General features: G+C 66.8%; 20 protein-coding genes. 7 read left to right on the top strand and 13 right to left on the bottom strand.

Features of this window, described 5'->3' with window-relative positions:
- Nucleotides 1-17: 17 nt before the first annotated feature.
- The 6 genes from ARADN35_RS0100675 to ARADN35_RS0100705 form a co-directional block, all read right to left on the bottom strand.
- Nucleotides 18-689: a hypothetical protein gene (locus ARADN35_RS0100675; RefSeq protein ID WP_208856800.1), complete on the bottom strand. Its 672-nt coding sequence runs from the start codon at nt 687-689 to the stop codon at nt 18-20.
- On the bottom strand, nt 689-1,663 hold the full coding sequence (locus tag ARADN35_RS0100680; protein ID WP_010457967.1) for a hypothetical protein: 975 nt from the start codon (nt 1,661-1,663) through the stop codon (nt 689-691). Before ARADN35_RS0100680 ends, ARADN35_RS0100675 begins: the two co-directional genes overlap by 1 nt.
- 356 nt (nt 1,664-2,019) lie before the next feature.
- Nucleotides 2,020-2,781: an SDR family oxidoreductase gene (locus tag ARADN35_RS0100690; RefSeq protein WP_010457971.1), complete on the bottom strand. Its 762-nt coding sequence runs from the start codon at nt 2,779-2,781 to the stop codon at nt 2,020-2,022.
- 55 nt (nt 2,782-2,836) lie between these two features.
- Nucleotides 2,837-3,466: a DUF2889 domain-containing protein gene (locus tag ARADN35_RS0100695; protein ID WP_029412790.1), complete on the bottom strand. Its 630-nt coding sequence runs from the start codon at nt 3,464-3,466 to the stop codon at nt 2,837-2,839.
- Nucleotides 3,467-3,554: 88 nt separating this feature from the next.
- On the bottom strand, nt 3,555-4,988 hold the full coding sequence (locus ARADN35_RS0100700) for an aldehyde dehydrogenase family protein (RefSeq protein WP_010457974.1): 1,434 nt from the start codon (nt 4,986-4,988) through the stop codon (nt 3,555-3,557).
- A gap of 104 nt (nt 4,989-5,092) precedes the next feature.
- Entirely contained in the window at nt 5,093-5,797 is a 705-nt protein-coding gene (locus ARADN35_RS0100705) for a Crp/Fnr family transcriptional regulator (protein ID WP_010457977.1), read from the bottom strand.
- 177 nt (nt 5,798-5,974) lie between these two features.
- On the opposite strand from ARADN35_RS0100705, the gene ARADN35_RS0100710 reads away from it, so the two are divergent.
- The 3 genes from ARADN35_RS0100710 (at nt 5,975) to ARADN35_RS0100720 (ending at nt 8,547) form a co-directional block, all read left to right on the top strand.
- A complete protein-coding gene (locus ARADN35_RS0100710) occupies nt 5,975-6,499 on the top strand; it encodes an Mpo1 family 2-hydroxy fatty acid dioxygenase (RefSeq protein WP_010457980.1) in 525 nt (174 codons plus the stop codon).
- Nucleotides 6,500-6,646: 147 nt separating this feature from the next.
- The gene (locus tag ARADN35_RS0100715; protein ID WP_010457982.1) at nt 6,647-7,528 is read left to right on the top strand and encodes a bile acid:sodium symporter family protein; all 882 of its coding nucleotides are present in this window, start codon (nt 6,647-6,649) and stop codon (nt 7,526-7,528) included.
- A gap of 8 nt (nt 7,529-7,536) precedes the next feature.
- Nucleotides 7,537-8,547 (top strand): MBL fold metallo-hydrolase, encoded by a 1,011-nt coding sequence (locus tag ARADN35_RS0100720; RefSeq protein WP_159103171.1) that lies wholly within the window; start codon nt 7,537-7,539, stop codon nt 8,545-8,547.
- A 27-nt stretch (nt 8,548-8,574) separates the two neighbouring features.
- On the opposite strand, the gene ARADN35_RS0100725 is transcribed toward ARADN35_RS0100720, so the two are convergent.
- Nucleotides 8,575-9,396, bottom strand: a complete 822-nt coding sequence (locus ARADN35_RS0100725; RefSeq protein WP_010457987.1) for a metal-dependent hydrolase — start codon at nt 9,394-9,396, stop codon at nt 8,575-8,577.
- 136 nt (nt 9,397-9,532) lie between these two features.
- Here ARADN35_RS0100725 and ARADN35_RS0100730 point away from each other — a divergent pair, with 136 nt between their 5' ends.
- Nucleotides 9,533-10,147: a TetR/AcrR family transcriptional regulator gene (locus ARADN35_RS0100730; RefSeq protein ID WP_010457989.1), complete on the top strand. Its 615-nt coding sequence runs from the start codon at nt 9,533-9,535 to the stop codon at nt 10,145-10,147.
- On the opposite strand, the gene ARADN35_RS0100735 is transcribed toward ARADN35_RS0100730, so the two are convergent.
- The 5 genes from ARADN35_RS0100735 to ARADN35_RS0100755 all read right to left on the bottom strand — a co-directional run bounded on the left by ARADN35_RS0100735 (nt 10,144) and on the right by ARADN35_RS0100755 (nt 15,106).
- Complete coding sequence (locus ARADN35_RS0100735; protein WP_010457991.1) at nt 10,144-12,660, bottom strand: cation-translocating P-type ATPase; 2,517 nt, start codon at nt 12,658-12,660, stop codon at nt 10,144-10,146. The genes ARADN35_RS0100730 and ARADN35_RS0100735 overlap by 4 nt on opposite strands.
- A 383-nt stretch (nt 12,661-13,043) precedes the next feature.
- The gene (locus ARADN35_RS0100740; RefSeq protein ID WP_010457993.1) at nt 13,044-13,208 is read right to left on the bottom strand and encodes a rubredoxin; all 165 of its coding nucleotides are present in this window, start codon (nt 13,206-13,208) and stop codon (nt 13,044-13,046) included.
- Nucleotides 13,209-13,240: 32 nt separating this feature from the next.
- Nucleotides 13,241-14,008, bottom strand: a complete 768-nt coding sequence (locus ARADN35_RS0100745; RefSeq protein ID WP_010457994.1) for a cytochrome b/b6 domain-containing protein — start codon at nt 14,006-14,008, stop codon at nt 13,241-13,243.
- Between the two features lie 157 nt (nt 14,009-14,165).
- On the bottom strand, nt 14,166-14,690 hold the full coding sequence (locus ARADN35_RS0100750) for a diheme cytochrome c (protein ID WP_010457998.1): 525 nt from the start codon (nt 14,688-14,690) through the stop codon (nt 14,166-14,168).
- An 11-nt stretch (nt 14,691-14,701) separates the two neighbouring features.
- On the bottom strand, nt 14,702-15,106 hold the full coding sequence (locus tag ARADN35_RS0100755) for a DUF1924 domain-containing protein (RefSeq protein WP_010458000.1): 405 nt from the start codon (nt 15,104-15,106) through the stop codon (nt 14,702-14,704).
- 112 nt (nt 15,107-15,218) lie between these two features.
- On the opposite strand from ARADN35_RS0100755, the gene ARADN35_RS0100760 reads away from it, so the two are divergent.
- Genes ARADN35_RS0100760 through ARADN35_RS0100770 form a run of 3 tightly spaced genes read left to right on the top strand, consistent with a single transcriptional unit; the run spans nt 15,219 to nt 17,728 of the window.
- Nucleotides 15,219-15,614, top strand: a complete 396-nt coding sequence (locus tag ARADN35_RS0100760) for a PepSY domain-containing protein (RefSeq protein WP_010458002.1) — start codon at nt 15,219-15,221, stop codon at nt 15,612-15,614.
- A 6-nt stretch (nt 15,615-15,620) separates the two neighbouring features.
- Complete coding sequence (locus ARADN35_RS0100765) at nt 15,621-16,304, top strand: response regulator transcription factor (protein ID WP_010458004.1); 684 nt, start codon at nt 15,621-15,623, stop codon at nt 16,302-16,304.
- Complete coding sequence (locus ARADN35_RS0100770; RefSeq protein WP_035198645.1) at nt 16,301-17,728, top strand: sensor histidine kinase; 1,428 nt, start codon at nt 16,301-16,303, stop codon at nt 17,726-17,728. Before ARADN35_RS0100765 ends, ARADN35_RS0100770 begins: the two co-directional genes overlap by 4 nt.
- Before the next feature lie 337 nt (nt 17,729-18,065).
- Here the strand turns inward: ARADN35_RS0100770 and ARADN35_RS0100775 are convergent, their stop codons facing one another.
- A complete protein-coding gene (locus ARADN35_RS0100775; protein ID WP_029412794.1) occupies nt 18,066-20,429 on the bottom strand; it encodes a DUF1631 family protein in 2,364 nt (787 codons plus the stop codon).
- Nucleotides 20,430-20,464 lie beyond the last annotated feature (35 nt).

Here is a 20,464-nt window from a genome sequence, read left to right on the forward strand (position 1 = left end):
ACGGCAGGGTCACCCGATCAGCCGCCCAAGGCCCCGTGCTGCATGAAGTCCGCCAGGCGGCAATCGCGCCCCACCAGCACCAGCCGGGTGTCCAGCGCGTTGAAAAACCCCGGGGGTGGTGGAAGCGGCAGCTGCTGAACGCGTTTGTGGGTGTTGATGCGCGCCGCCGCCAGTTCGTAGTCGCGGGCCAGGGCCATCCACAGGCCGTGGGCGCCGGCCGACTGGCGTGCGCCTGTTATCAGGCTCCTCCCCGAGTCCAGCCACCAGCGGTAGATGGCGGATGCAATGCCCATGCGGCGGTAGCCATCCACCACCTTGGCGTGGGGGGCGCGCAGGTGGCGGTCGGTGTGGCGGTCCACCTCGACCAGCCGGTTGAACACGGTGTACGCCACGATGCGGTTGCGCAGCGGGTCGATGGCATACACAAAATATTCGCCGTCGGCCTCGCGCAGGCGGAACTCCAGCCCGGGCAGGGGCAGGGCCAGCGGGCGCATCGCATCGCGGGTGCGAGGGTTGGTGCGGATGCGGTGGTACAGGGCGTCAAACTCGCGCTGGATGTCGCGGCCCGACAGGTCCACGTCGATGCGCAGTTCGGTCAACAGGTGGCCCACCGCCCCCAGCCAGCCGCCTGCGGACGGGGTACCGGAGGCTATGCGGGGCGCGAGGGGCAGGGCGCAGACTCCGGGCATCATGGCGCTTCCCCGTGGCCCTCGGTCCAGCAGCCGCTCAACAACCGCGCTGGCCGTTCGCGGGCGCATACCCTGGCGCTGTTTGGCCAGTCCGTCAGAGGCACCACCAGGCCCGCATACACGCCATAGGCCTCGCCCCCTGCAATGGTCTCGCCCGCCCATAGGCTTTCACCCGCGCGGATGGCCCCTCCGGCGTGGATGTGCCCACCCGCACGCACGCCCCAGCCCACCTGCAGGTGGCTCTGGCAGTCCACGTCGCCCGCCGCCTGGAGTCCACGCACGGCGTGCACGGAGGCCCCGCCTAGCAGGTGACCGCCCACCTTGATGCCGCTGCCGCAGTCCAGATCGGCGGTGACTCGCAGGTCCTGACCTACCGTACATGGGCCGCCGATGTGGGCCGAGGCGCCGCAATCGAGCTCACCGCCCACCCGCAGGCTGCCCGTGCATTGCAGGCGCTGCGCGACCACCAGGGACCCGCCCACGCGCGCATCGCCGTGCCACCGCACGCCGCCATCGCAGCGCAGCGCGCCCGAGACGCGCAGATCTTCCCCAACCCGCAGTGCGCCGCCCACCCGCAGGCCGCCCCGCACGCTCAGGCTGCGGCCCGTGCGCAGCACACCATCCACATCGGCGCTGCCCCCGCACCGCACGCTGCGGGCAAACACCAGCGCATCGGCCCCCAGATGCTCCACCTCCAGTACATCGTTGGTGGGGCCGAACTGGTCGAGCATCCAGCAGGCGTCTTCCACGCGGCCTTCGCGCACCAGGTCGTCCAGCAGGGCCTGGTAGTTGCTGGCGCCCTCCTGGCGGCGCAGGTACCAGCGGTAGCCATCGGCGCAGGGCCGCTTGGCACGGATGAACTGGCGGGTGATGTCGGTGGCGACGGCCGTGTTGGCGATTGCCTCATCGGCGGGAAGGCTGAGCGCAGGGGCGCACGGGGCGAGCGAAATCTCGCCCGAAGGAAACGGGGGCATGGACACTCCTGACGTTCGCGCCCTGGCTGCTACCAAGACGCAAGCTGGCGCTGGGCGAGGGGCCCGGCGACAGGAGGTGCGCGAAAAGAATGCGGAGGGGAGGGGTGTCGCCGGGCTCAGGAATCTGCAGCGAGCGTGCAGACTTGGCGGTCACCGGCCTGGAGCGTGGCCTGCGAGCGCGCGGCACGGCGCAGCGGCGCGGTCGCGCTGGCGGCTGTGTCGTGGGAGTGGCTCGCAAACATCGGCGGCACTATAGGCAGCGGCTTCAAGACCGTCAAATCAATCCGCACTGCCTTGGTGCGGATTGGGCGCGCGCAAACGCAAGTGATAGTGGCTTGCGAGCGCGCTTGGAGCCTTTACACGCAGCGTCCGCCATCCACCTCGATGCACACGCCACTGATGAAGGATGCCTCGTCACTGGCGAGGTACAGCGCGGCGTTGGCCACGTCCAGCGCGGTAGAGAAGCGGCCCAGCGGAATGGTGGCCAAAAACTTGGCGCGGCGGGCCTCGTCCACGGGGCCACCCGCGAACTCGGCGGCCAGGCCCGTGTCGGGGTTGAACACGGGGTTGATGCAGTTCACGCGGATGTTGTCGGGGCCCAGCTCGGCCGCCATGGACTTGCTGGTGATGATGACGGCGCCCTTGGAGCCGTTGTACCAGGTCAGCCCCGGGCGGGGCCGCAGGCCGGCGGTGGAGGCGATGTTGATGATGCTGCCGCCACCGGCCTGGCGCAGTGCGGGCACGGCGTGGATGGCCGACAGGTAGATGCTCTTCATGTTGATCGCATAGACCTTGTCGAACTCGTCTTCGCTCACCTCGAGCATGGGGCGGTTGCGGTGCGTCCAGCCGGCGTTGTTGACCACCACATCGAGCTGGCCATACAGGCGCACGGCTTCATCGACCAGGGCCTTGACCTCGGCGGACTTGGTCACGTCGGCCTTGAAGAAGGCCGCTGTGCCGCCCGCTGCCGTGATCTCGGCCACCACGCGCTGGCCACCGGCCTCGTTGATGTCGTTGACGATGACCTTGCCGCCCTCGGCGGCCAGGCGCTTGGCAATGCCTTCGCCAATGCCGTTGCCGGCGCCGGTGACGATGATGGATTTGTTCTGTGCGCGCATGGGCTCTCCGATGGGTTTGTTGGGGGTATCAAATTTGATAGCTGCTAGCGCTTGTCTATAAAGCGCTAGAGGCCGATTTGAAGGATATTTCGGGGGTGGGTGACTGCGGGGAGGTGTCTGCGGCCACGGCGGCAGGCGCCTGCGGCACCCGGCCATAAAACTGCGGAAAGTATTCCTTCACGCCGCTGCCGTTGAAGTCCCATCCCGTGCACTGGCCCAGGTGGCGTGGCGGTTCGTCGGGGTTGCTGGACGAAAAAACGGCGGGCACCGACTGGAAGGCTGCCGTGGCCAGGTTGAACAGCAACTCGCGCAGATGGGTGCAACTGGCCACGCCGCCCAGGTGTTTTTGAATCGCCTGGCGCCAGCCGCGTGCCATGCTGCAGCCCACCATCTGCTGCAGCGCAGCCTGGGCTTCGGTACAGCCTTTAAGCGGGTGCGAATCCATGGCCACATCGATGGCCTGCACCACCAACTGGCGGTTGACCGTGACGCGCAGCCACATGTGGTGGATCGCCTCGCCCGCCAGACGCTGTTGGGTTGCGTCGCGGAAGGAGGGCGCGTCGTAGGCCTTGCTGTCGTGCAGCTCGCCTTCGATGTCCCACAGGCCATCGTTGCGTTCAAAGCCCTGGTAGTTCACCCGGCGGACGTGCTTCAAGGTGCGGGGGGCGGGAGGGCTCAGGGGCATGGGGAAAAGCGTCGTGCAAAAAGGCAAAGGTTAGCGGTGCACAGCCGAGCCGTCGCGCGCGGGCGCGACAGACGCTGCCGTTGCGCCATCAACCGTACTTGATGGCGACTGTCTTGAGGGTGGTAAAGCCGTACAGCGCCTCAAAACCCTTTTCGCGCCCGTAGCCGCTGGACTTCACGCCGCCAAACGGCAGCTCTACACCACCGGCAGCGCCATAGTTGTTGATGAACACCTGGCCGCTGTGCACGCGCTTGGCCATGCGGAACTGGCGGGCGCCGTCGCGCGTCCAGATGCCGGCCACCAGGCCGAACTGCGTGGCGTTGGCCTGCTCCACGGCGTGGTCTTCGTCCTGAAAGGCCATGGCGCACAGCACGGGCCCAAACACTTCTTCCTGCGCCAGGCGGTGGCCCACGGGCACATCGCGCAGCAGGGTGGGGGCCTGGTAGTAGCCGGTCTCGGGGGCTTCGTCCACCACCACGCCCTGGGCCACCATGGGGATGCCGGCCACCTGGGCGTCCGACAGGAAGTCCCACACGCGCTGCTGCTGGGTCTGGCGGATCAGCGGGCCGACATCGAGGTCCATGGCGGCGGGGCCCACGCGCAGCTTTTCAAACGCCTTGCCCAGGCGTTCGAGCAGTGGTTCATAAATCAGCGAATCGATCAGCACGCGTGAGCCCGCCGAGCAGGTCTGCCCGGCGTTCTGCACGATGGCGTTGATGACCACGGGGATGGCGGCATCGAGGTCCGCATCCGCAAAGATGATCTGCGGGCTTTTGCCGCCCAGCTCCAGCGTCACGGGGCAGTGGCGCTCGGCGGCCACCTGCTGGATCAGCGTGCCGATCTTGGGGCTGCCGGTGAAGCTGATGTGGTCGATGCCCGGGTGGCGCGCCAGTGCGTCGCCCACCTCGTGGCCGTAGCCGGTGACGATGTTGAGCGCGCCGGACGGAAAGCCCACCTCGGCCGCCAGTTGCGCCACGCGGATCAGCGACAGGCAGGCGTCTTCGGCCGGCTTGACCACGCACACGTTGCCCGCCGCCAGGGCGCCGCCCACGCTGCGGCCGAAGATCTGCATGGGGTAGTTCCAGGGGATGACGTGGCCCGTCACGCCGTGGGGCTCGCGCCAGGTCAGCACGCTGTAGCCGTCGGGGTAGGGAATGGTTTCGCCATGGAACTTGTCGCAGGCGCCGGCGTAGAACTCGAAGTAGCGCGCCAGCGCAATCGCGTCGGCCCGCGCCTGCTTGGTGGGCTTGCCGCAGTCGCGCTGTTCCAGCGCGGTCAGCTCGTCGGCATGCTCCAGGATCTTGGCCGAGAGCTTTTGCAGCAGGCGGCCCCGGTCCACGGGCGCCATCTTTTGCCACACCGCGTGGTAGCACTGGCGCGCCGCATGCACCGCCGCATCGATGTCGTCGGCGTTGCTGCGCTGGATCTCGTCGAAGGGCTGGCCGTCGGACGGATCGATCATGGCAATCGTGCGGCCCGAGGCGGACGGAACCGAGGCGTTGGCGATGTAGTTCAGTTGCATGGCCGTCATTTTGCCCGGAAATGGAATGTGTGCTTATTATTTGAGTAAAAAATGCCTCTGGCGCTTGTTGGTAAAGCGCTAGCAGCTACATAGTTGATAGCAATTCAATAGCAGGTGGCGCGCAGCGCTGCCAGGTCCAGGATCTCCACCTCGCCGCGCTGCACGCGCACCAGGTGGCGCGATTCCAGGTCTTTGAGGATCTGGTTGGTGGTTTGGCGCGAGATGGCCAGCATCAGCGACAACTGCTCTTGCGAGATGCCAATCACGCGGCGCGATTGGCCCTCGGCCGTCCACTGGCCATAGCCCTCGGCCATCATCACCAAGCGCCGCGCCAGGCGCTGCGGCGCGGGCAGCAGCGCCAGCTCTTCCATGGCCACAAACGCCGAACGCAGCTTGTCGGTGAGCAGCAGGGCCAGCGCATGCCAGTGCTGCGGGTGGGCCTGCAGCCAGTGCTGCAGCCGCTCGTGCGGGATGTGCACCAGCGTGGTCGGCTCGGTGGCCAGCGCGTCGTGGGTGCGTGCGGAGTTGTCGAACACCGAGATCTCGCCAAACCATTGCGGCGGCTCCAGGCGGATCAGCAGCGCGGCCCGTGCCTCGTCGGCCCGGCCCCCGGTGCCCGAGATGCTGACCGCGCCGCGCACCACCGCGTACAGCCCGCACGGCGCATCGCCGCGCAGGAACAGCACTTCGCCCGTCTGCAGATGGCGCAGCTGTGCCATGGCCAGCAGCGGCTGGGCAAAGTCGGGTGGCAGGTGGGCAAACCAGCGTCCGGACTGGAGCACGGGCAGATAGGCGGCAGGGTCGGTCATGCGGGAAAGAAGGGGCGCAAAACAAAAAAGGGAGCGGCGAGGGAAGTCCGCCAGCGTGTGTACGGGAAGGGTCTTGGGCTTGCGGGCTTTGACTTTCTTTTGTCGTGTGTCCGACAGACGCAGGCGCCGTCGCAGGGCGACCATTGATCCTGCTCAAAACAATACCAGGAGACACCCATGAAAACCCTGATCGACCACCTGGCCCAGTACGCCGATTACCACCGCGACCCACGCAACATCCACACCCACTTTGTGGGCGTGCCCATGATCATGTTGGCCGTGGTCATCCTGCTGTCGCGCCCCACGTGGATGGTGGGCGAGTTGCCGCTGAGCCCGGCGCTGTTTGGCGCACTGGCCAGCTGTGTTTTCTACTTCCGGCTGGATGCGCGTTTTGGCCTAGTGATGGCGGCGCTGCTGGCCGCCATGCTGGCAGGCGGCCAATGGGTGGCAATGCAAAGCCTGGCGGTGTGGCTGGCCACGGGCATCGGGCTGTTTGCCGTGGGCTGGGTGATTCAGTTCGTGGGCCACTACTACGAAGGGCGCAAGCCCGCGTTTGTGGACGACCTGGTGGGCCTGATTGTCGGCCCGCTGTTTGTGGTGGCCGAGTGGGCCTTTGCGCTGGGTTTGCGCAAGGAAGTGCAGGCGGCGATTGAGCAGCGCAGCGGCCCGGTGCGGCTGCGCACCAGCCAGGCAGCCGCGTAAGCCAGGCCGGTTTCCCTTCACCGTGTTCCCTTGTTGTCAGGGTAGATCTGCCCTGCCAGACCCATGGCATCTCAGCGGTGCCATGGGTTTTGTCGTTTTGGTTTCTGCATGAATGGAGCGCGGCAGCCGTCTGACCGTGTGTGACCCATGAGCTTTGTTTCCGTACTTCCCACCTTGTTGTTCATCGCCCTGGGGCTGGTCATGTTCGGCCTGGGCCTTTCTCTCACGGTGGGGGATTTCCAGCGCCTCATGCACCACCCACGTGCCGTGGTGCTGGCCCTGGTGCTGCAGGTGCTGGTGTTGCCTGCGGCGTGCTATGCCCTCATCGTGCTGCTGGGCGTGGCGCCACTCTACGCGGTGGGGCTGATGCTGCTGGCTGCATCACCGGGCGGTGTGTCGGCCAATCTGTTCAGCCATCTGTTTGGCGGCAACGTGGCGATGAACATTTCGCTCACCGCCATCAACACCGTGTTGTCCATCGTGAGCCTGCCGGTCATCACCAACTGGGCCATCAACACCTTTGCCCATACCGGCCAGGTGGTGCCGCTGCAGTTTGGCAAGGTGGTCGAGGTGATCATCATCGTGCTGGTGCCCGTGGTGCTGGGCATGGCGGTGCACCGGCGCGCGCCGGCCTTCAGCGCGCGCATGGAAAAGCCCATGAAGATCTTCAGCGCCGTGGTGCTGGCCGCGTTTGCGCTGATTGCGATTGCCAAGGAATGGACAGCGCTGGTCGAATCCTTCGCGGTCATCGGTCCGGCCGTGTTGCTGTTCAACGCCATCAGCCTCGCGTCGGGCTACTACCTTTCGCGCGCGGCGGGGCTGGATAAATCGATGGCCACGGCCATCAGTTTTGAGATCGGCATCCACAACTCCACGTTGGCGATTTTTATCGCGCTGTCGGTGCTGGGCAATTTCCAGCTGGCGCTGCCTGCGGCGATCTACTCGGTCAGCATGTACGTCCTGGCCACGCTGTTTGGCACGCTGGTGCTGCGGCGGCAGGCCAAGGCCCTTGTGAAGGCGGTGCCATAGTGCGGGCGGTGTTCAAGAGGGCACTGCTGGTGGTGCTGGCCCTGCTGCTGTTGGCGCTGGCTGCGCTCTGGTGGGCGCTGCAGCAGCATCCATCGCTCGCACCTTACGCGGACCTGCATTGGAAGGCGCCCGTTGGCAGCGGGCCGCCGGCGCCGCTGAAGGTGACTTTCCTCGGGGTCTCCACCGTGCTGCTGGACGATGGTGAGACGGCCTTGCTCACCGACGGCTTTTTCTCCCGCCCCGGCAAGCTGCAGACCTTCCTTGGCAAGGTGGAGCCCGACCAGCAGGCCATCGCCCAGGGCCTGGAGCGTGCCGGGCTGACCGGCAAGACGGGCACGCTCGCAGCGGTGATCCCCGTGCATTCGCACTACGACCATGCCATGGACGCCCCAGAGGTCGCACGGCGCACGGGCGCACTGCTGCTGGGTTCGCCCTCCACGGCCAACGTGGGCCGGGGCGCGGGATTGCCTGAAGCGCAGATCCGTATCGCGAAGCTGGGGGAGCCCCTGCGTTTTGGGCGCTTTACCGCCACGCTGTACCCCAGCCGGCATGCGCCCACCGGCTTTACCGGCGGCGAGATCACGGAGCCCTTGCACCCGCCCGTGCGTGCCAGCGACTACAAGGAAGGCCAAAGCTATGCGCTGCACATCGAGCATGGGGGCAAGACCTTGCTCATCGTGGGCAGCGCGGGCTTTGAGCCCGGGGCCCTGCGGGGCGTGCACGCCGACGTGGTGATGCAGGGCATCGGTGCCCTGGGTCCGCGGCCCGAGAGCTACCGCGACGCGCTGTGGACCGAGGTGATCGCTGCCGTGGGTGCCCGGCGCGTCATCCCCATCCACTGGGACGACTTCTGGCAGCCGCCCGGCCAACCCATGCAGCCCATGCCGCCGCCGCTCGACGACTTTGATGCGTCCATGGCCTACCTGCGCGCTCGGGGCAACCGCGAGGGGGTGGACGTGCGGCTGCCGCTGGAATGGCTGCCGATGGATGTGTGGGCCGGGTTGGCGCAGAGCCGTTAAAGGCAAGTCCCTACCGATCTTGGCGGCTCACTGCGCGCCAACCGGCACGTACTGCTCGCTGTGCTCGGCCAGCCAGCGCTGCGAGAGATCGGTTCCGTGCTGGCTGGGATGGAAGTCGCGCCGCAGGTACTCGCGCCAAGGGCGCCATGTCTCCCGCACCAGACCCCCTTTGCCAAACAGCGTGCGCGCGGCGCTGGACCAGGTGCGCCAGTGCCACAGCGTGCCATCGCGGCGCAGGTTGCCCACCGTCTGGCGCAGCACATCGCCTACAAACACCATGGTGATGCGGCGAAACCAGGTGATGCGCCACTCGTGATTGCCGCCGAGGGCCTGGTAAATGTCGAAGGCCGTGTTCTTGTGCTCGGACTCTTCGGCGCAATGCCATTGCCACATGGTGGCCAGGCGCGGCTCCGCCCCCTGCAGGGTCTCGGGGTGGGCTAGCAGCCATTCAGCCAGCAGGGCGGTGAAGTGCTCGTTGGCAGCCGTCACGGCCAGGGGGTGGCGGGGGTCGGCTCCGGCGAAAAGCTGCATGCGTTCCTGCGCGCGGGATGCCCATTCGTTGACCAGGCCCTGCTTTTCGAGGTGCCCATTGAACAGCGCATGGATGCGGCGGTGGGTCGCCTCTTGTCCGATGAAGCCCCGGACCTCGTCAGCGAACTTCGCGTGTTGCTCGGGCGGCATGGCCTTGTGCCCGCCCTTCACCGCGTCGATGAAGAATTGTTCGCCCACCGGAAAACTCATCGACAGCGCATTGAAGAACGCCGTGCGAAACGCATCGCCACCGCACCAGTGGCGGTCAAAGGGCGTTTCCAGATCAATGAGCAGGCGTCGCACGACGAGTTCGGTCATGAGAAAGGGTCTCCGGGAGCACAGTGAAAAGAGAAAGTCCGGGGTTGTTGGTACTTTGTGGTACCAGTGGCTGGAATCATGGGGTGTACATGTGGTACTGTCAAGTACCTGTGATCAACGAGGGAATCCGCAAGCCATGACTGCCGTGCAAGAAACCACCCGACCAGGCGCCGCAGTGGGCGCCGAGCACCGCGCCCGCCTGCTGGAGGGCATGGCCCGCGCCGTGGCGGCCAAAGGCTATGCCGACACCACCATCGCCGACATCGTGCGCGAGGCCAGTGTGTCGCGCCGCACCTTCTACGAGAACTTTGCCGACAAGGCCGAATGCCTCACGGCGCTGTACGAATCCGCCAGCGGTAACGCACTGGCGGTGCTGCGCGGCGCCATCGACCGCCAAAGCGACTGGCAGGCACAGCTGGAGCAGGCACTTTCGGCGTATTTCGGTGCACTGGCCTGCAACCCGGTCTTGCTGCGCACCCTGTTCATTGAAATCCTGGGCCTGGGCATGCCCGGCCTGGCCGCGCGGAGGCGGGTCAATCAGCAGTTGGTGGACCTGATGCTGGAAGTGATCAACCAGCGCACTGGCGAGAGCCGGGGGGCTCCTTTGCATCCCGCGATGGCCGTGGCGGTGGTGGGAGGCATCAATGAAATGGTGCTGCAGTCCATCGAGCAGGGTCGGGCTGGGGCCCTGCAGGAGCTTGTAGTGCCGTCTGCGGCGCTGCTTCGGGCCGCGATTTCTGCAGATTTCTAATGGGGTGTGGCTGCGACACGAAACCAGCGTTTGCAGCCCTGTAACACGGCCACCGTGGCCAACCCGGCACCCAGTGCGGCCAGCCACTGCAGCACTGACAGCGGCGCGAATTTGAACGGTGCAGCCAGCCATGGCACCGTGGTGACAGCTGCCAGCCCCGCCAGCGTGCCACCCAGCACCCAAAGGCTGACGGGCGTGAGGCCTGCCCACAGGCTGCGCCAGCTGGTTTGGCTGCTGCGGCTGGGCAGGATGAGCGCTGCGTTGGCGGCCACCAGCACGACAAAGGCGGCTGTGCTGGCGGTGGCGGCATGTGCCGCCTGGCCCAGCAGCCAGGCATACAGACCCACCACGGCTGCTGTCACCACGCTGCCCTGCAGCAGGCTCAGCAGGATGTGGCGGGATGACAGCAGAGGCTCGTTCGCCTCGCGCGGCGGCTGCTGCATGAGGTCGGCAGCGCCTTCCTCGGCCTCGAAAACGATCGAGCAGGCTGGGTCGATGACCAGTTCCAGAAACGCAATGTGCAGCGGTGCCAGCACCAGCGGCAGCCCGAACAGCACCGGCAGCAGTGCCAGGCCAATGATGGGCACGTGCACCGCCAGCGTGTAGACCATGGCCTGGCGCAGGTTGGAAAAGGTCTGCCGTCCCCGATGAATCGCCAAAACGATGGCTGCGAAATCGTCGTGTAGCAACACCAGGGCGGCAGCCTCGCGCGCCACATCGGTGCCGCGCTGGCCCATGGCGATGCCGATATGCGCCGCCTTGAGGGCAGGGGCGTCGTTCACACCGTCGCCCGTCATGGCCACCACCTCGCCCTGGGCCTTGAGGGCTTCGACCAGCGCCAGCTTCTGGTGCGGCTTGATGCGCGCAAACACGCTGACCTGCCGGACTTGCTCGGCCAGCACCTGCGGTGGCATGTGGGCCAGCTCGTCGCCGGTGATCACGCGGTCGTTGGCGATGCCCGCCTGGGCTGCAATGGCGCGCGCGGTGCGGGGGTGGTCGCCAGTGATCATCACCACGCGAATGCCCGCCTGGCGGCACTGCGCAATGGCCAGGGGCACCTCGGGGCGCAGCGGGTCGGCCAGGGCCACCAGGCCCAGCCATTCAAAGTCAAAGTCGTGCTGGGCGTCGGGCCAGGTGTCTTGTGTGTGGTGCCGTGCCTTGGCCACGCCCAGCACCCGCAGGCCCCGGTCGGCCAGGCGCGCAGCCTGGGCGCTGACGGCGGCGCGCTCGGCGTCGGGCAGGTGGCAAAGGTCGGCCACGGCTTCGGGCGCGCCCTTGGTGGCCACGGTGTCGTGCGCCGAGGTGCCGTCGCGCCACAGGTGGCTCATGGCCAGCAGTTGGGGCGACAGCTCGTATTCGCGTGCCAGCGACCATGCGGGGTGCAGGTGCTCGGTGTCCACCAAGTGGTCCGCAGCCATGCGGTGAAAGGCCTGCTCCATGGGGTCGTGCGGTTCGATCTCGCTGGCCAGCACGGCGTATTCGAGCAGTTCGTGGAAGGCATCGGGCAGCGCGCTGCCGTCGGCTGCGGCAGGCAGGTTCTGCACATCCAGCTCCTGGCCTGCAATGCAAAGCGCCGCCACCGCCATGCGGTTTTGTGTGAGGGTGCCGGTCTTGTCCACACACAGCACGGTGGTCTGGCCCAGCGTTTCGATGGCGTTGAGCCGCCGCGTGAGCACCTGCTGTGCCGCCAGCCGCCGTGCGGCCAGTGCCAGGAAGACGATCATGATCACCGGCAGCTCTTGCGGCAGGATGCCCATGGCCAACGTGATGCCTGCCAGCACGGCTTGCAACGCGTCGCCGCGCAGTGCCCAGAACAGGGCCACCAGCAGTGCGCAGAGCGACAGGCCGATGACCACCAGCTTGCGGGTCAGCCGGGTCATCTCGTCGCGCAAGGGCGAGGCCTGCAGCGCAATGGTGTCGAGCGACTGGCCAATGCGGCCCAGTTCGGTGTGGCGCCCCACGGCCGTCACCCGCAGCAGGCCCTGGCCGCTGACCACCAGCGTGCCTGCAAACACCTTGTCGGCAGGTTGCTTGGCCACGGGCTCGGATTCGCCGGTCAGCATCGACTCGTTGGCGGCCAGCTCGTGGGCTTGCAGCAGCGTGCCGTCGGCCGGGATGCGGTCGCCCTCGGCAATCATCAGCAGGTCTTCGCGCACCACGTCGCGGCCCGCAAGGCGCACCAGGGTGCCGCCGCGCAACGCCAGCGCGCGGGGGCTGGAGAGGTCGCGCAGGGCATTCAGCGCGTTGTCGGTGCGGCGCTCCTGCAGCACTGTGATCGCCATGATGATGACCACAAAGCCCAGCAGGATCAGCGCCTCGTGCGCATCGCCCATGGCGAGGTAGATGGCGCCTGCGCCCAGCAACAGCAGGAACATGGGCTCCGTGACCACGTCCCAGGCCATGTCGCGCAGCGTGCGGCGCTGGCTGATGCCCAGTTCGTTGGGGCCTTCCTCGCGCAGGCGCTGGGCGGCAACGGCTGGGTCGAGGCCGGTAGTGGAGTCGGTAGTGGGCATGTGGACCGTGAAGCTGCGTTGCAAGGAGGGTCGCAACGGTGCAACCGTTATACCGCGCGCTGGTGTCTGCAGCCCTGATGCAGCGCAGTGGGCCGCACCCGGGGTCCTTTCCTTAGAACCTGTTCAATGTCTTTTTGGAGATTGCATTGGAGTGCAATCGGGATGAGTGGATGCTTCGGATGCGCCGCATGGGCTCGTGCCCATGCAAGCAGCAGAGGCGCCCAATCGCCCGATTTCACTCCAACCCTTCGGGCAAGTGCCTTGCCGGGCGGTCTGCGGTGTTGCGGCGCTTGCCAATAGCCGAGCTATTGGCTGCGCACCGCGCCTAGCATCCCATCCCGGCAAGGTACTTGTGCAACTCCAAAAAGACGTTGAACAGGTTCTCACACCTCGCACATCACAAAGTCTGCCTTGCCGACATTGCACTCCGCGCAGCGCCAGTCGTCGGGCACGTTCGCCCAGAGGGTGCCGGGCGCGATCCCGTGGTCGGGCAGGCCCGCAGCCTCGTCGTAGATCCAGCCGCAAACGGCACACATGTAGATTTTCATGGGGTGTTTCTTTCGTGGTCGGTGGCTATGACTCAGTCGTCATCGTGGTGCCGTTGGCGTTCGGCTGATATGCCGCTGGCAACCCAGCCGTTGGGCGACTGCTGCCACTGCCAGGCACCGAAGGCCAGTGTCGCGATCAGCAGCAGGGCGGCGAGCCAGGTGCGGTTCTTCGGGACCAGATCGGGCCCGTTGCCCGCCACCCGGCCGGTGAGCATGGGCAGCGCCTGGTTCTTGCGGCGCAGCACGCTCAAGCCTGCAATGAGCGCGATGTGGGCCAGCACCACAAACAGCAGGGCGTTGCCGAAGAACTTATGCGCCTCTTCCATCACCTCTCCCATCCAGTGGCCACCCAGCGCAGCGCCCCAGTCGTTGTACGTGGCGTAGCCACTGAGCGTGAGGGGCACCACCAGCGCCAGCAGCAACACGATGGCCAGTGCCATCAGCAGGTTCTGGCCCTGGCGCCAGTTGATCTGTGTGACCGATGGCGCCTGGGGCAGAGCGCGCAGCCATGCGGGCGCCCCTGCCAGCTTGCGCCACAGCAGGCCCAGGCCCGAGGTGCGCGGCCCGAAGATGCCGTACAGCAAGCGAAAGCCCAGCAGTCCCGCCATGGTGTAGCCCAGGGTGACGTGCAGCAGCCGCCAGTGCTCGCCGTCGGCCGTGGCGTAGGCGCCCACAAAGCACAGCGCAAAAAGCCAGTGGAACATGCGTGTGGGTGCGTCGATGACCCGGCGGCTGGGCACTTTAGCGGGCGCTGGCTGCACTGCAGCACTGGCAGGGTGAATGGAAGGGATGTTGTTCATCGTGTTTTCCTTGATGGGACGCAGGTCAGTTTCGATGCAGATCGAGAGCGGCGAACAGGGCTCAGCGAAGCGGTTCTGGCTAGGCGCTGTGTCGTAGGCAGTACGGCCAGTACGACAAGACACGGCAACGACGCCAGAAGAGTTCTGTTCACCGCTCTCAGTCGTTCCAGGCGCGACGCGAACGGGCATCCAGCCCTGCGGGCATGCGCAGGTCGTGGTCGTCAAACTGCCCCTGGTCCGCGCCCGTGTGGCAGGCCGCGCAGTTGGCGGCGCTTTTCACGCTGGCGAGCTTCCAGGTGGCGGGTTCGATCTTTCGGTGCTTGCGTTCAAACCAGGCCGAACGGGTGATGCGGTCCTCGGGCGGCTCCTCGTTCACGCGCTTGTAGGTGCCTGCGTGGGCCTGCAGCCACTGGTTGAGCTGGCGCACGGTGGCTGCGTCGAGCGATGCGTCGGTGCCGTAGTGCTTGTCCAGGCCCGCCATCATGCGGTTCCACGACGCTGCGGGCAGCAGGCCAGGCGGGTAGGCGGTGTGGCAGGCGGCGCATTCCTGCGTGTAGGCGCTGGGTACGTTGCGGGGCATGGCGCGCCCGCCGTCTGCATGGGCGCCGGACAGCGTCATCGTGGTGAGCACGCAGAGGACGGCGGCCATGGCAGCGGGGCGGAGGTGGGAAAGTTTTTTCATGGTGCTGCAGTTCAAGGCTTGAGGGCGCTGAGGTAGGCCAGCACATCGGCTTTTTCGACGGCCGTGCATTCGCGGCTCAGCACGTCGTTGCAATTGCGGCGAAACCATTTTTCGACCTTGGCGGTGTCGGTGAAGGCCTTGGGGTTGAACGCCGGGGCCAAGGGCGCAATCGATTTGCCAGTGCTGGCGTGTTTGCCTTGCGCGGTGGGCGGCGTGCCGTGGCACGAGGCGCAGGACCACTCGCCGCCGTGGCGGGTGGTGAAGAGCACTTGGCCCTTGTCGGCGTTGCCCGGACTGCCGGCCTGTGCGCTCCAGTGGGCGAGCTGCTGGGCGGCGGTGGTGTCTGCGGCGTGGCTCGGGCTGGCTACTGTCCAAGCAAACAGTGCTGCAACTGCCAGGTGGCGAACGGTTGTCATCGTGGGGTCCTTTTGAGTGTCTTCGTGTGTTGCCATTGTTGAAACGGCGGCCTGAACGGCGCGTGAAAGAGCCGTTCATCGGCCGTTCAGAAACTGCGCAGGACAATGGCCCATGTTTTCGACGAGCTGCCGCACACCCACACGCCGCCACGCCGCACGCCTGGCGGTGGCTGCGTGGGCGCTGTGGGGCACGGCGTTGGTCGCGCCGTCCGCTGCGGCCAGCGGCCATGACGACCATGACCGCGCCCGGCAGGCCGTGCAGGCAGGCCAGGTGCTGCCCTTGCCCGCAGTGCTGGAGCGCCTGCAGCGCGAAGTGCCCGGCCAGGTGCTGGAAGTGGAGCTGGAGCAGGAGCGGGATCGCTGGATTTACGAGATCAAGCTGCTCACACCTGCCGGGCAGTTGACCAAGGTCAAGCTGGATGCACGCACTGCCGAGGTGCTGCGCATCAAATCGCGCGACGATCAACGAACCGGCCGAGAACACCGGCAAGAGCGGCCTCGCAATTAGCCACCCATGCGCATCCTCCTGGTAGAAGACGACACGCTGCTGCGCACCCAGTTGCGCACTGCGCTGCACGAGGCGGGCTACACCGTGGACGAGGCCGACAACGGGCGCGACGCCCAGTTTCTGGGCGACACCGAGGCGGTGGATGCCGTGGTCCTGGACCTGGGCCTGCCGGTGGTGGACGGGCTCACGGTGCTCAAGCGCTGGCGGGCCGAGGGGCGCAACATGCCGGTGCTGATCCTGACCGCGCGCGACAACTGGCACGAAAAGGTGGCGGGTATCGACGCCGGTGCCGATGATTACCTGACCAAGCCCTTTCACCTCGAAGAACTGCTGGCACGCCTTCGCGCACTGATACGCCGCGCCAGCGGGCAGGCGTCGGCGGTGCTGCAGTGTGGCGACTGGTCGCTGGACACCCGCAGTGGCCGCGTGACCTGCGCGGGCCAGCCCGTGGCGCTCACGGCGCATGAATACAAGGTGCTGGACTACCTCATGCACCGGCCGGGCGTGCTGGTGTCGCGCAGCGAGCTGACCGAACACATCTATGCGCAGGACTTTGACCGGGACTCCAACACCATCGAAGTCTTTGTGGGGCGCTTGCGCAAAAAACTGCAAGCTTTCTCTCAAGACCCGAACCACTCTGCCCGCATCGAGACAGTGCGTGGCATGGGCTACCGCCTGGTGCCACCATGAACCGGGGTGGGTTGCATTGGTCGCGCTCCCTGCGGTTTCGGTTGCTGGCCGTGACGGTGGCGGGGGTGGCTGTGGCCGTGGTACTGGCTGGTTTTGTGCTGAGTGGGCTGTTCCGCGAGCATGTGCAGCGCCAGTTCGAGGCGGCCCTCGTGCAGCAGCTGGACCAGGTCACGGCGCGGCTGGGGTTTGATGCCCAGGGCCAGCCGGTGATCGCTGCGCAGGCGCTGTCGGACCCGCGCTGGCTCAAACCCTATTCCGGCCTGTATTGGCAGGTGGACGCCATGGCGCCCGATGGTAACGGCCGTGCCGGCATGCTGCGCTCGCGCTCGTTGTGGGACACCAGCCTGGCCCTGCAGGTGGATGCCCTGGCCGATGGCGCGGTGCATGCGCATGAGGTGGCAGGCCCGCAGGGCGCGCCCTTGCTGGTGCTGGAGCGCACCGTGCGTGCCGAGGGCGTGGATGCGGCGCGCTGGCGCCTGATCGTGGCGGCCGATCTGCAGGCCACCCAGGCGGCCACCGCGCGGTTCACGCGTGTGCTGGTGCTGTCGCTGGCGGCGCTGCTGGTGCTGCTGGCAACCGCCGCCTGGGCCCAGGTGGCGGTGGGGCTCAAGCCCTTGCAGGCGCTGCAGCGGGGCTTGCAGGCTGTGCGGCAGGCGCGCGCCACCCAGTTGCAGGGCGCGTTCCCTGCCGAAGTGCAGCCGCTGGTGGACGACTTCAACGCCGTGCTGGGCCGCAATGCCGAGGTGGTAGAGCGTGCGCGCACCCAGGCGGGCAATCTGGCGCACGCCTTGAAAACACCGCTCACCGTGCTGGAGAACGCGGCCCGCGCGCCGGCACCCAGTGATGGCGCAGCGTTGGCTGCGTTGGTGCTCGACCAGGTGCAGGTCGCGCGGCGCCACATCGACTGGCACCTGGCACGCTCACGCGTGGCCGCCTCGGCGCACCTGCCCGGCCAGCGCACGGCGCTGGAGCCGGTGGTGGGTGGACTGGTGCGTGTCGTGAACAAGGTGCATGCCGGGCAGGGCGTAGACATCACCATTGCACTGCCCGATGCTCCGCTGTTCTTTGCGGGCGAGGCGCAGGATCTGCAGGAAATGCTCGGCAACGTGCTGGACAACGCCTGCAAATGGGCACAGTCCACCGTGCGGCTGACAGCACACGCGCAGGGTGAGGGCGCTGAGGGACCGTTGCGCCAGCTTTTGATCAAGGTAGAAGACGACGGCCCCGGCATCGGTGCCGCGCAGCGCGCGCAGGCCTTGGAGCGCGGCGTGCGGCTGGACGAAACGGTGCCGGGCACGGGACTGGGCCTTGCCATCGTGCAGGACCTGGCGGCCATGTACGGAGGGCGGCTGGACCTGGAACCCGCCGACCTTGGCGGCCTCAGTGTGGTGCTTGTGTTGCCCGCTGCGGGAGAGTCGGTGTGAAAAACCGCCAGAGCTGAAAAGACGAAAAGTAGCCCGCCATAGCGGAGAAGGCGTAACGGAGAAGGCGTAACGGAGAAGGCGTAAAAAAGCCCGCCGAAGCGGGCTAAGGCCCTGACAAATCCCCTCGATCTCTCGAATGTCGCAAAGCCTTGGACTGGACGCCCCCAGCGTATCACTCCGGATGGCGTTTGACTACCAGAGGAACGATAGGCAGCGCGGCGACCGTGACGGGCCCGCCCCCCAGGGTTCTGCGCCAGGTTTTCAGGATATGTTTGGGGTAAAAATGACCCCTGGCGCTTATCCATAAAGCGCTAAGCGCTCTTCTTTCAGGAGCAAATTACAACCTGCTCTCCACGCTGTTGCGCATGGCCGCCTGCGCCACGGCGTCCAGGGCTTCGTCCACCACGGTCTGTTCGGTCAGCACCTGCATTGCGCCTTGTTGGAAAAGCCTGTCCAGAAGGCGCAGGGTCATCGACTGGGTTCGGCCAGAGGCACTGGTGAAGAGGAAAAGGTTGCCTTGTGAGCCGATCCAGGACAACTGGGTGCGCTCCCAATGGCCTGCCACCTGCAGGTTCACCCAGGTGCCAATAGCCAAGGGCGCCAATGGGGCCAGGTGGGGCATCGCGGTGGCATCGCTGGAGGTGGACTCTGGCGCCGGTACCACGCTCTCCAGTTCGGGGGACTGCGAGATATCCACGTAGCCGGATTCCTTGGCCTCGGAGGGGGCCACCCACGGGTCGTCATCGTCCAGGGGGACTGGCGGTGCCACCGCCTGCGCCTCGGGTGGCGGGGCGGGGGGTTGGGTGGCAACCCTGGGACCGGGCTTGAAGGCCTGTTGGTGCAGCTCCATCAGCAGATCGAAGACGGCCTCGGTCCGGGTGGCGGGGTAGTCGATGGACGCCAGGCCCTCGCGCAGCTTGGCCAGCAGCTTGGGCAGCAGGCGCGCGAGCCGGCCGGTGTTTGCACGGGTCAGCTCGGGCTGCGCGCTCCAGATCAGGGCGTCCACCAGTTCCTCGTAGCGGCCCGGGTCGGCGCGGCCGGTGGTGGTGGTCAGGCGCGCCTGGGCCATGACCTGGGCCCAGGGGCCCAGCAGGAAGCGGGAGATTTCGTCGGGCACCTTGCCGAAATCAGGCAGCAGCCAAAGGTCGCGCGATATCCGGGCGGCCAGCAGGTGGCGCTGCTCGGCATGCTGCAGGGTTTCGATGGCGCGCTGGCGCTCCTGCTTGCGCTGCTGGTCCTTCTCTGCCCATTTGGCGTGCAATTGCTGCAGGACGTGCTCGAAGTCGTCGGGCCCCTCGATGGTGGCCGTGGCCAGCGGGCCTGCAATGTTCATGAGCGACCGCATGAAGCTCTGGAAACCGGGGGCCTCGGTGCTGCTGAAGGCCAGGCTGCGGTCGGTGATGTCCTGCAGCAAGCGGCGCGCGGCGTGCTCCTTGTGGCTGAAGAACCGGGGGTCGGCCAGTGCCAGCTGCATCAAGGCGGGCTCCAGCGCGCGGATGAATTGCTGCACGGGCCACAGCAGCCGGCTGTCGCGCGCGATGTTGTCCACCATCAGCGCCACCACCTCCATGCTCAAGGCTTCTCCCAGCCCGCCGGAATGTTTTCGTGGCGGGGCTGCGGGGTTGGCGCCTGCATTGCCGCTTGCCTGGGAGCGCTGGCCTCCCAGTCGCTCCATCATGTGGCTGACCTGGTTCATCTCCTGCAGCGCCTCAAAGGCGGCGGGCACGGTGGCTGCGAAATCCGTGGCGGGCGGGTCGATGCGGGGAAGTTGGTCCGGGTTCTCGAACTCGCGGGCAAACCGGTCCGCGAAGTTCTCTTCGGACTCGGGTGTCGATGTCGTGGCAGATGCTTGCGCCAGCGCGGGGTTCTCGCTGAACTCGCCCAGCAGCAGGCGGCGCAGGCGGTCGAGTGTGAGCAGGGGGTCGGCGTGGGCTTCCGCTGTGGACAGGTCGTTGTCAGATGCAAAGCCGGGGGATACGCCGCCTTCGGCCGGCGCAACGTAAACCACCTGGCCGTCGGCCTGGCGCATCGCATAGCCCACAGGCTGCACGCCGCTGAGCTTGAGCCGATCCGTCTGCGCCAGGTAGAGCCCACGCAGCTCAGCGCCCAGCGCCTGGGCCATGGGTCCCATCCAGTCGTGCCGAACCTGGTCTGTGACCTGCATCTGCGACACCACGGTCTGCAATGCCTGCAGGAAGACTTCGGGGCGCAGGGGGTTGTGCTCGGGCTGCACGCGGGGCAGGCCCAGGGCCGCGCACACCAGGGCGTCGAGGTCGGCCAGTGGCCCCTCCACTGCAGAGATCAGTACCTGCCGGGCGCGGGCGCGCTCCACGCTGTCGTTGATCTGTGCCTCGTCCATCAGTTCGAGGTCGTCGAAATGGATGGTGAACAGGGAGCGCGTGGGTTTTTCCTCGTTCTGTGCTGCTTCCTGGTCAAGTGCCTTGCGCAGTGCGTCGGGGTAACGCTCGCCCATCACGGACGTGAGCCGCGACAGCTGTTGCCGCGCTTCCTGCATGGCGTGGTGTTCGCCCGGTGTGCGGGCCTGGTCCTGGCGCGCCTGCAGAGCCATGCGCGTGGCTTCGGCGACGCGCTCCATCAAGGGCCGGGCCTGTGCCAGCACGTCGTGCACGATGTGCTGGTAGGACGTGGTATCACTGGCGGAGGGGGCGGGGGCCGACGGTGTGGTGTGTTTCAAGGCCATCTTCTGGGAGGACGGGAACCGGTGCCTGCCATGGT

It is taken from the genome of Acidovorax radicis N35 (assembly GCF_000204195.1).
In the GTDB taxonomy this organism is placed as follows: Bacteria; Pseudomonadota; Gammaproteobacteria; order Burkholderiales; family Burkholderiaceae_C; genus Acidovorax; species Acidovorax radicis.

What these genes read in the sequence shown, in the direction of transcription:
- ARADN35_RS0100675 (WP_208856800.1), bottom strand. Translation starts at nt 689, where the DNA reads ATGCCCGGAGTCTGCGCCCTGCCCCTCGCGCCCCGCATAGCCTCCGGT.
- ARADN35_RS0100680 (WP_010457967.1), bottom strand. Translation starts at nt 1,663, where the DNA reads ATGCCCCCGTTTCCTTCGGGCGAGATTTCGCTCGCCCCGTGCGCCCCT.
- ARADN35_RS0100690 (WP_010457971.1), bottom strand. Translation starts at nt 2,781, where the DNA reads ATGCGCGCACAGAACAAATCCATCATCGTCACCGGCGCCGGCAACGGC.
- ARADN35_RS0100695 (WP_029412790.1), bottom strand. Translation starts at nt 3,466, where the DNA reads ATGCCCCTGAGCCCTCCCGCCCCCCGCACCTTGAAGCACGTCCGCCGG.
- ARADN35_RS0100700 (WP_010457974.1), bottom strand. Translation starts at nt 4,988, where the DNA reads ATGCAACTGAACTACATCGCCAACGCCTCGGTTCCGTCCGCCTCGGGC.
- ARADN35_RS0100705 (WP_010457977.1), bottom strand. Translation starts at nt 5,797, where the DNA reads ATGACCGACCCTGCCGCCTATCTGCCCGTGCTCCAGTCCGGACGCTGG.
- ARADN35_RS0100710 (WP_010457980.1), top strand. Translation starts at nt 5,975, where the DNA reads ATGAAAACCCTGATCGACCACCTGGCCCAGTACGCCGATTACCACCGC.
- ARADN35_RS0100715 (WP_010457982.1), top strand. Translation starts at nt 6,647, where the DNA reads ATGAGCTTTGTTTCCGTACTTCCCACCTTGTTGTTCATCGCCCTGGGG.
- ARADN35_RS0100725 (WP_010457987.1), bottom strand. Translation starts at nt 9,396, where the DNA reads ATGACCGAACTCGTCGTGCGACGCCTGCTCATTGATCTGGAAACGCCC.
- ARADN35_RS0100730 (WP_010457989.1), top strand. Translation starts at nt 9,533, where the DNA reads ATGACTGCCGTGCAAGAAACCACCCGACCAGGCGCCGCAGTGGGCGCC.
- ARADN35_RS0100735 (WP_010457991.1), bottom strand. Translation starts at nt 12,660, where the DNA reads ATGCCCACTACCGACTCCACTACCGGCCTCGACCCAGCCGTTGCCGCC.
- ARADN35_RS0100740 (WP_010457993.1), bottom strand. Translation starts at nt 13,208, where the DNA reads ATGAAAATCTACATGTGTGCCGTTTGCGGCTGGATCTACGACGAGGCT.
- ARADN35_RS0100745 (WP_010457994.1), bottom strand. Translation starts at nt 14,008, where the DNA reads ATGAACAACATCCCTTCCATTCACCCTGCCAGTGCTGCAGTGCAGCCA.
- ARADN35_RS0100750 (WP_010457998.1), bottom strand. Translation starts at nt 14,690, where the DNA reads ATGAAAAAACTTTCCCACCTCCGCCCCGCTGCCATGGCCGCCGTCCTC.
- ARADN35_RS0100755 (WP_010458000.1), bottom strand. Translation starts at nt 15,106, where the DNA reads ATGACAACCGTTCGCCACCTGGCAGTTGCAGCACTGTTTGCTTGGACA.
- ARADN35_RS0100760 (WP_010458002.1), top strand. Translation starts at nt 15,219, where the DNA reads ATGTTTTCGACGAGCTGCCGCACACCCACACGCCGCCACGCCGCACGC.
- ARADN35_RS0100765 (WP_010458004.1), top strand. Translation starts at nt 15,621, where the DNA reads ATGCGCATCCTCCTGGTAGAAGACGACACGCTGCTGCGCACCCAGTTG.
- ARADN35_RS0100770 (WP_035198645.1), top strand. Translation starts at nt 16,301, where the DNA reads ATGAACCGGGGTGGGTTGCATTGGTCGCGCTCCCTGCGGTTTCGGTTG.
- ARADN35_RS0100775 (WP_029412794.1), bottom strand. Translation starts at nt 20,429, where the DNA reads ATGGCCTTGAAACACACCACACCGTCGGCCCCCGCCCCCTCCGCCAGT.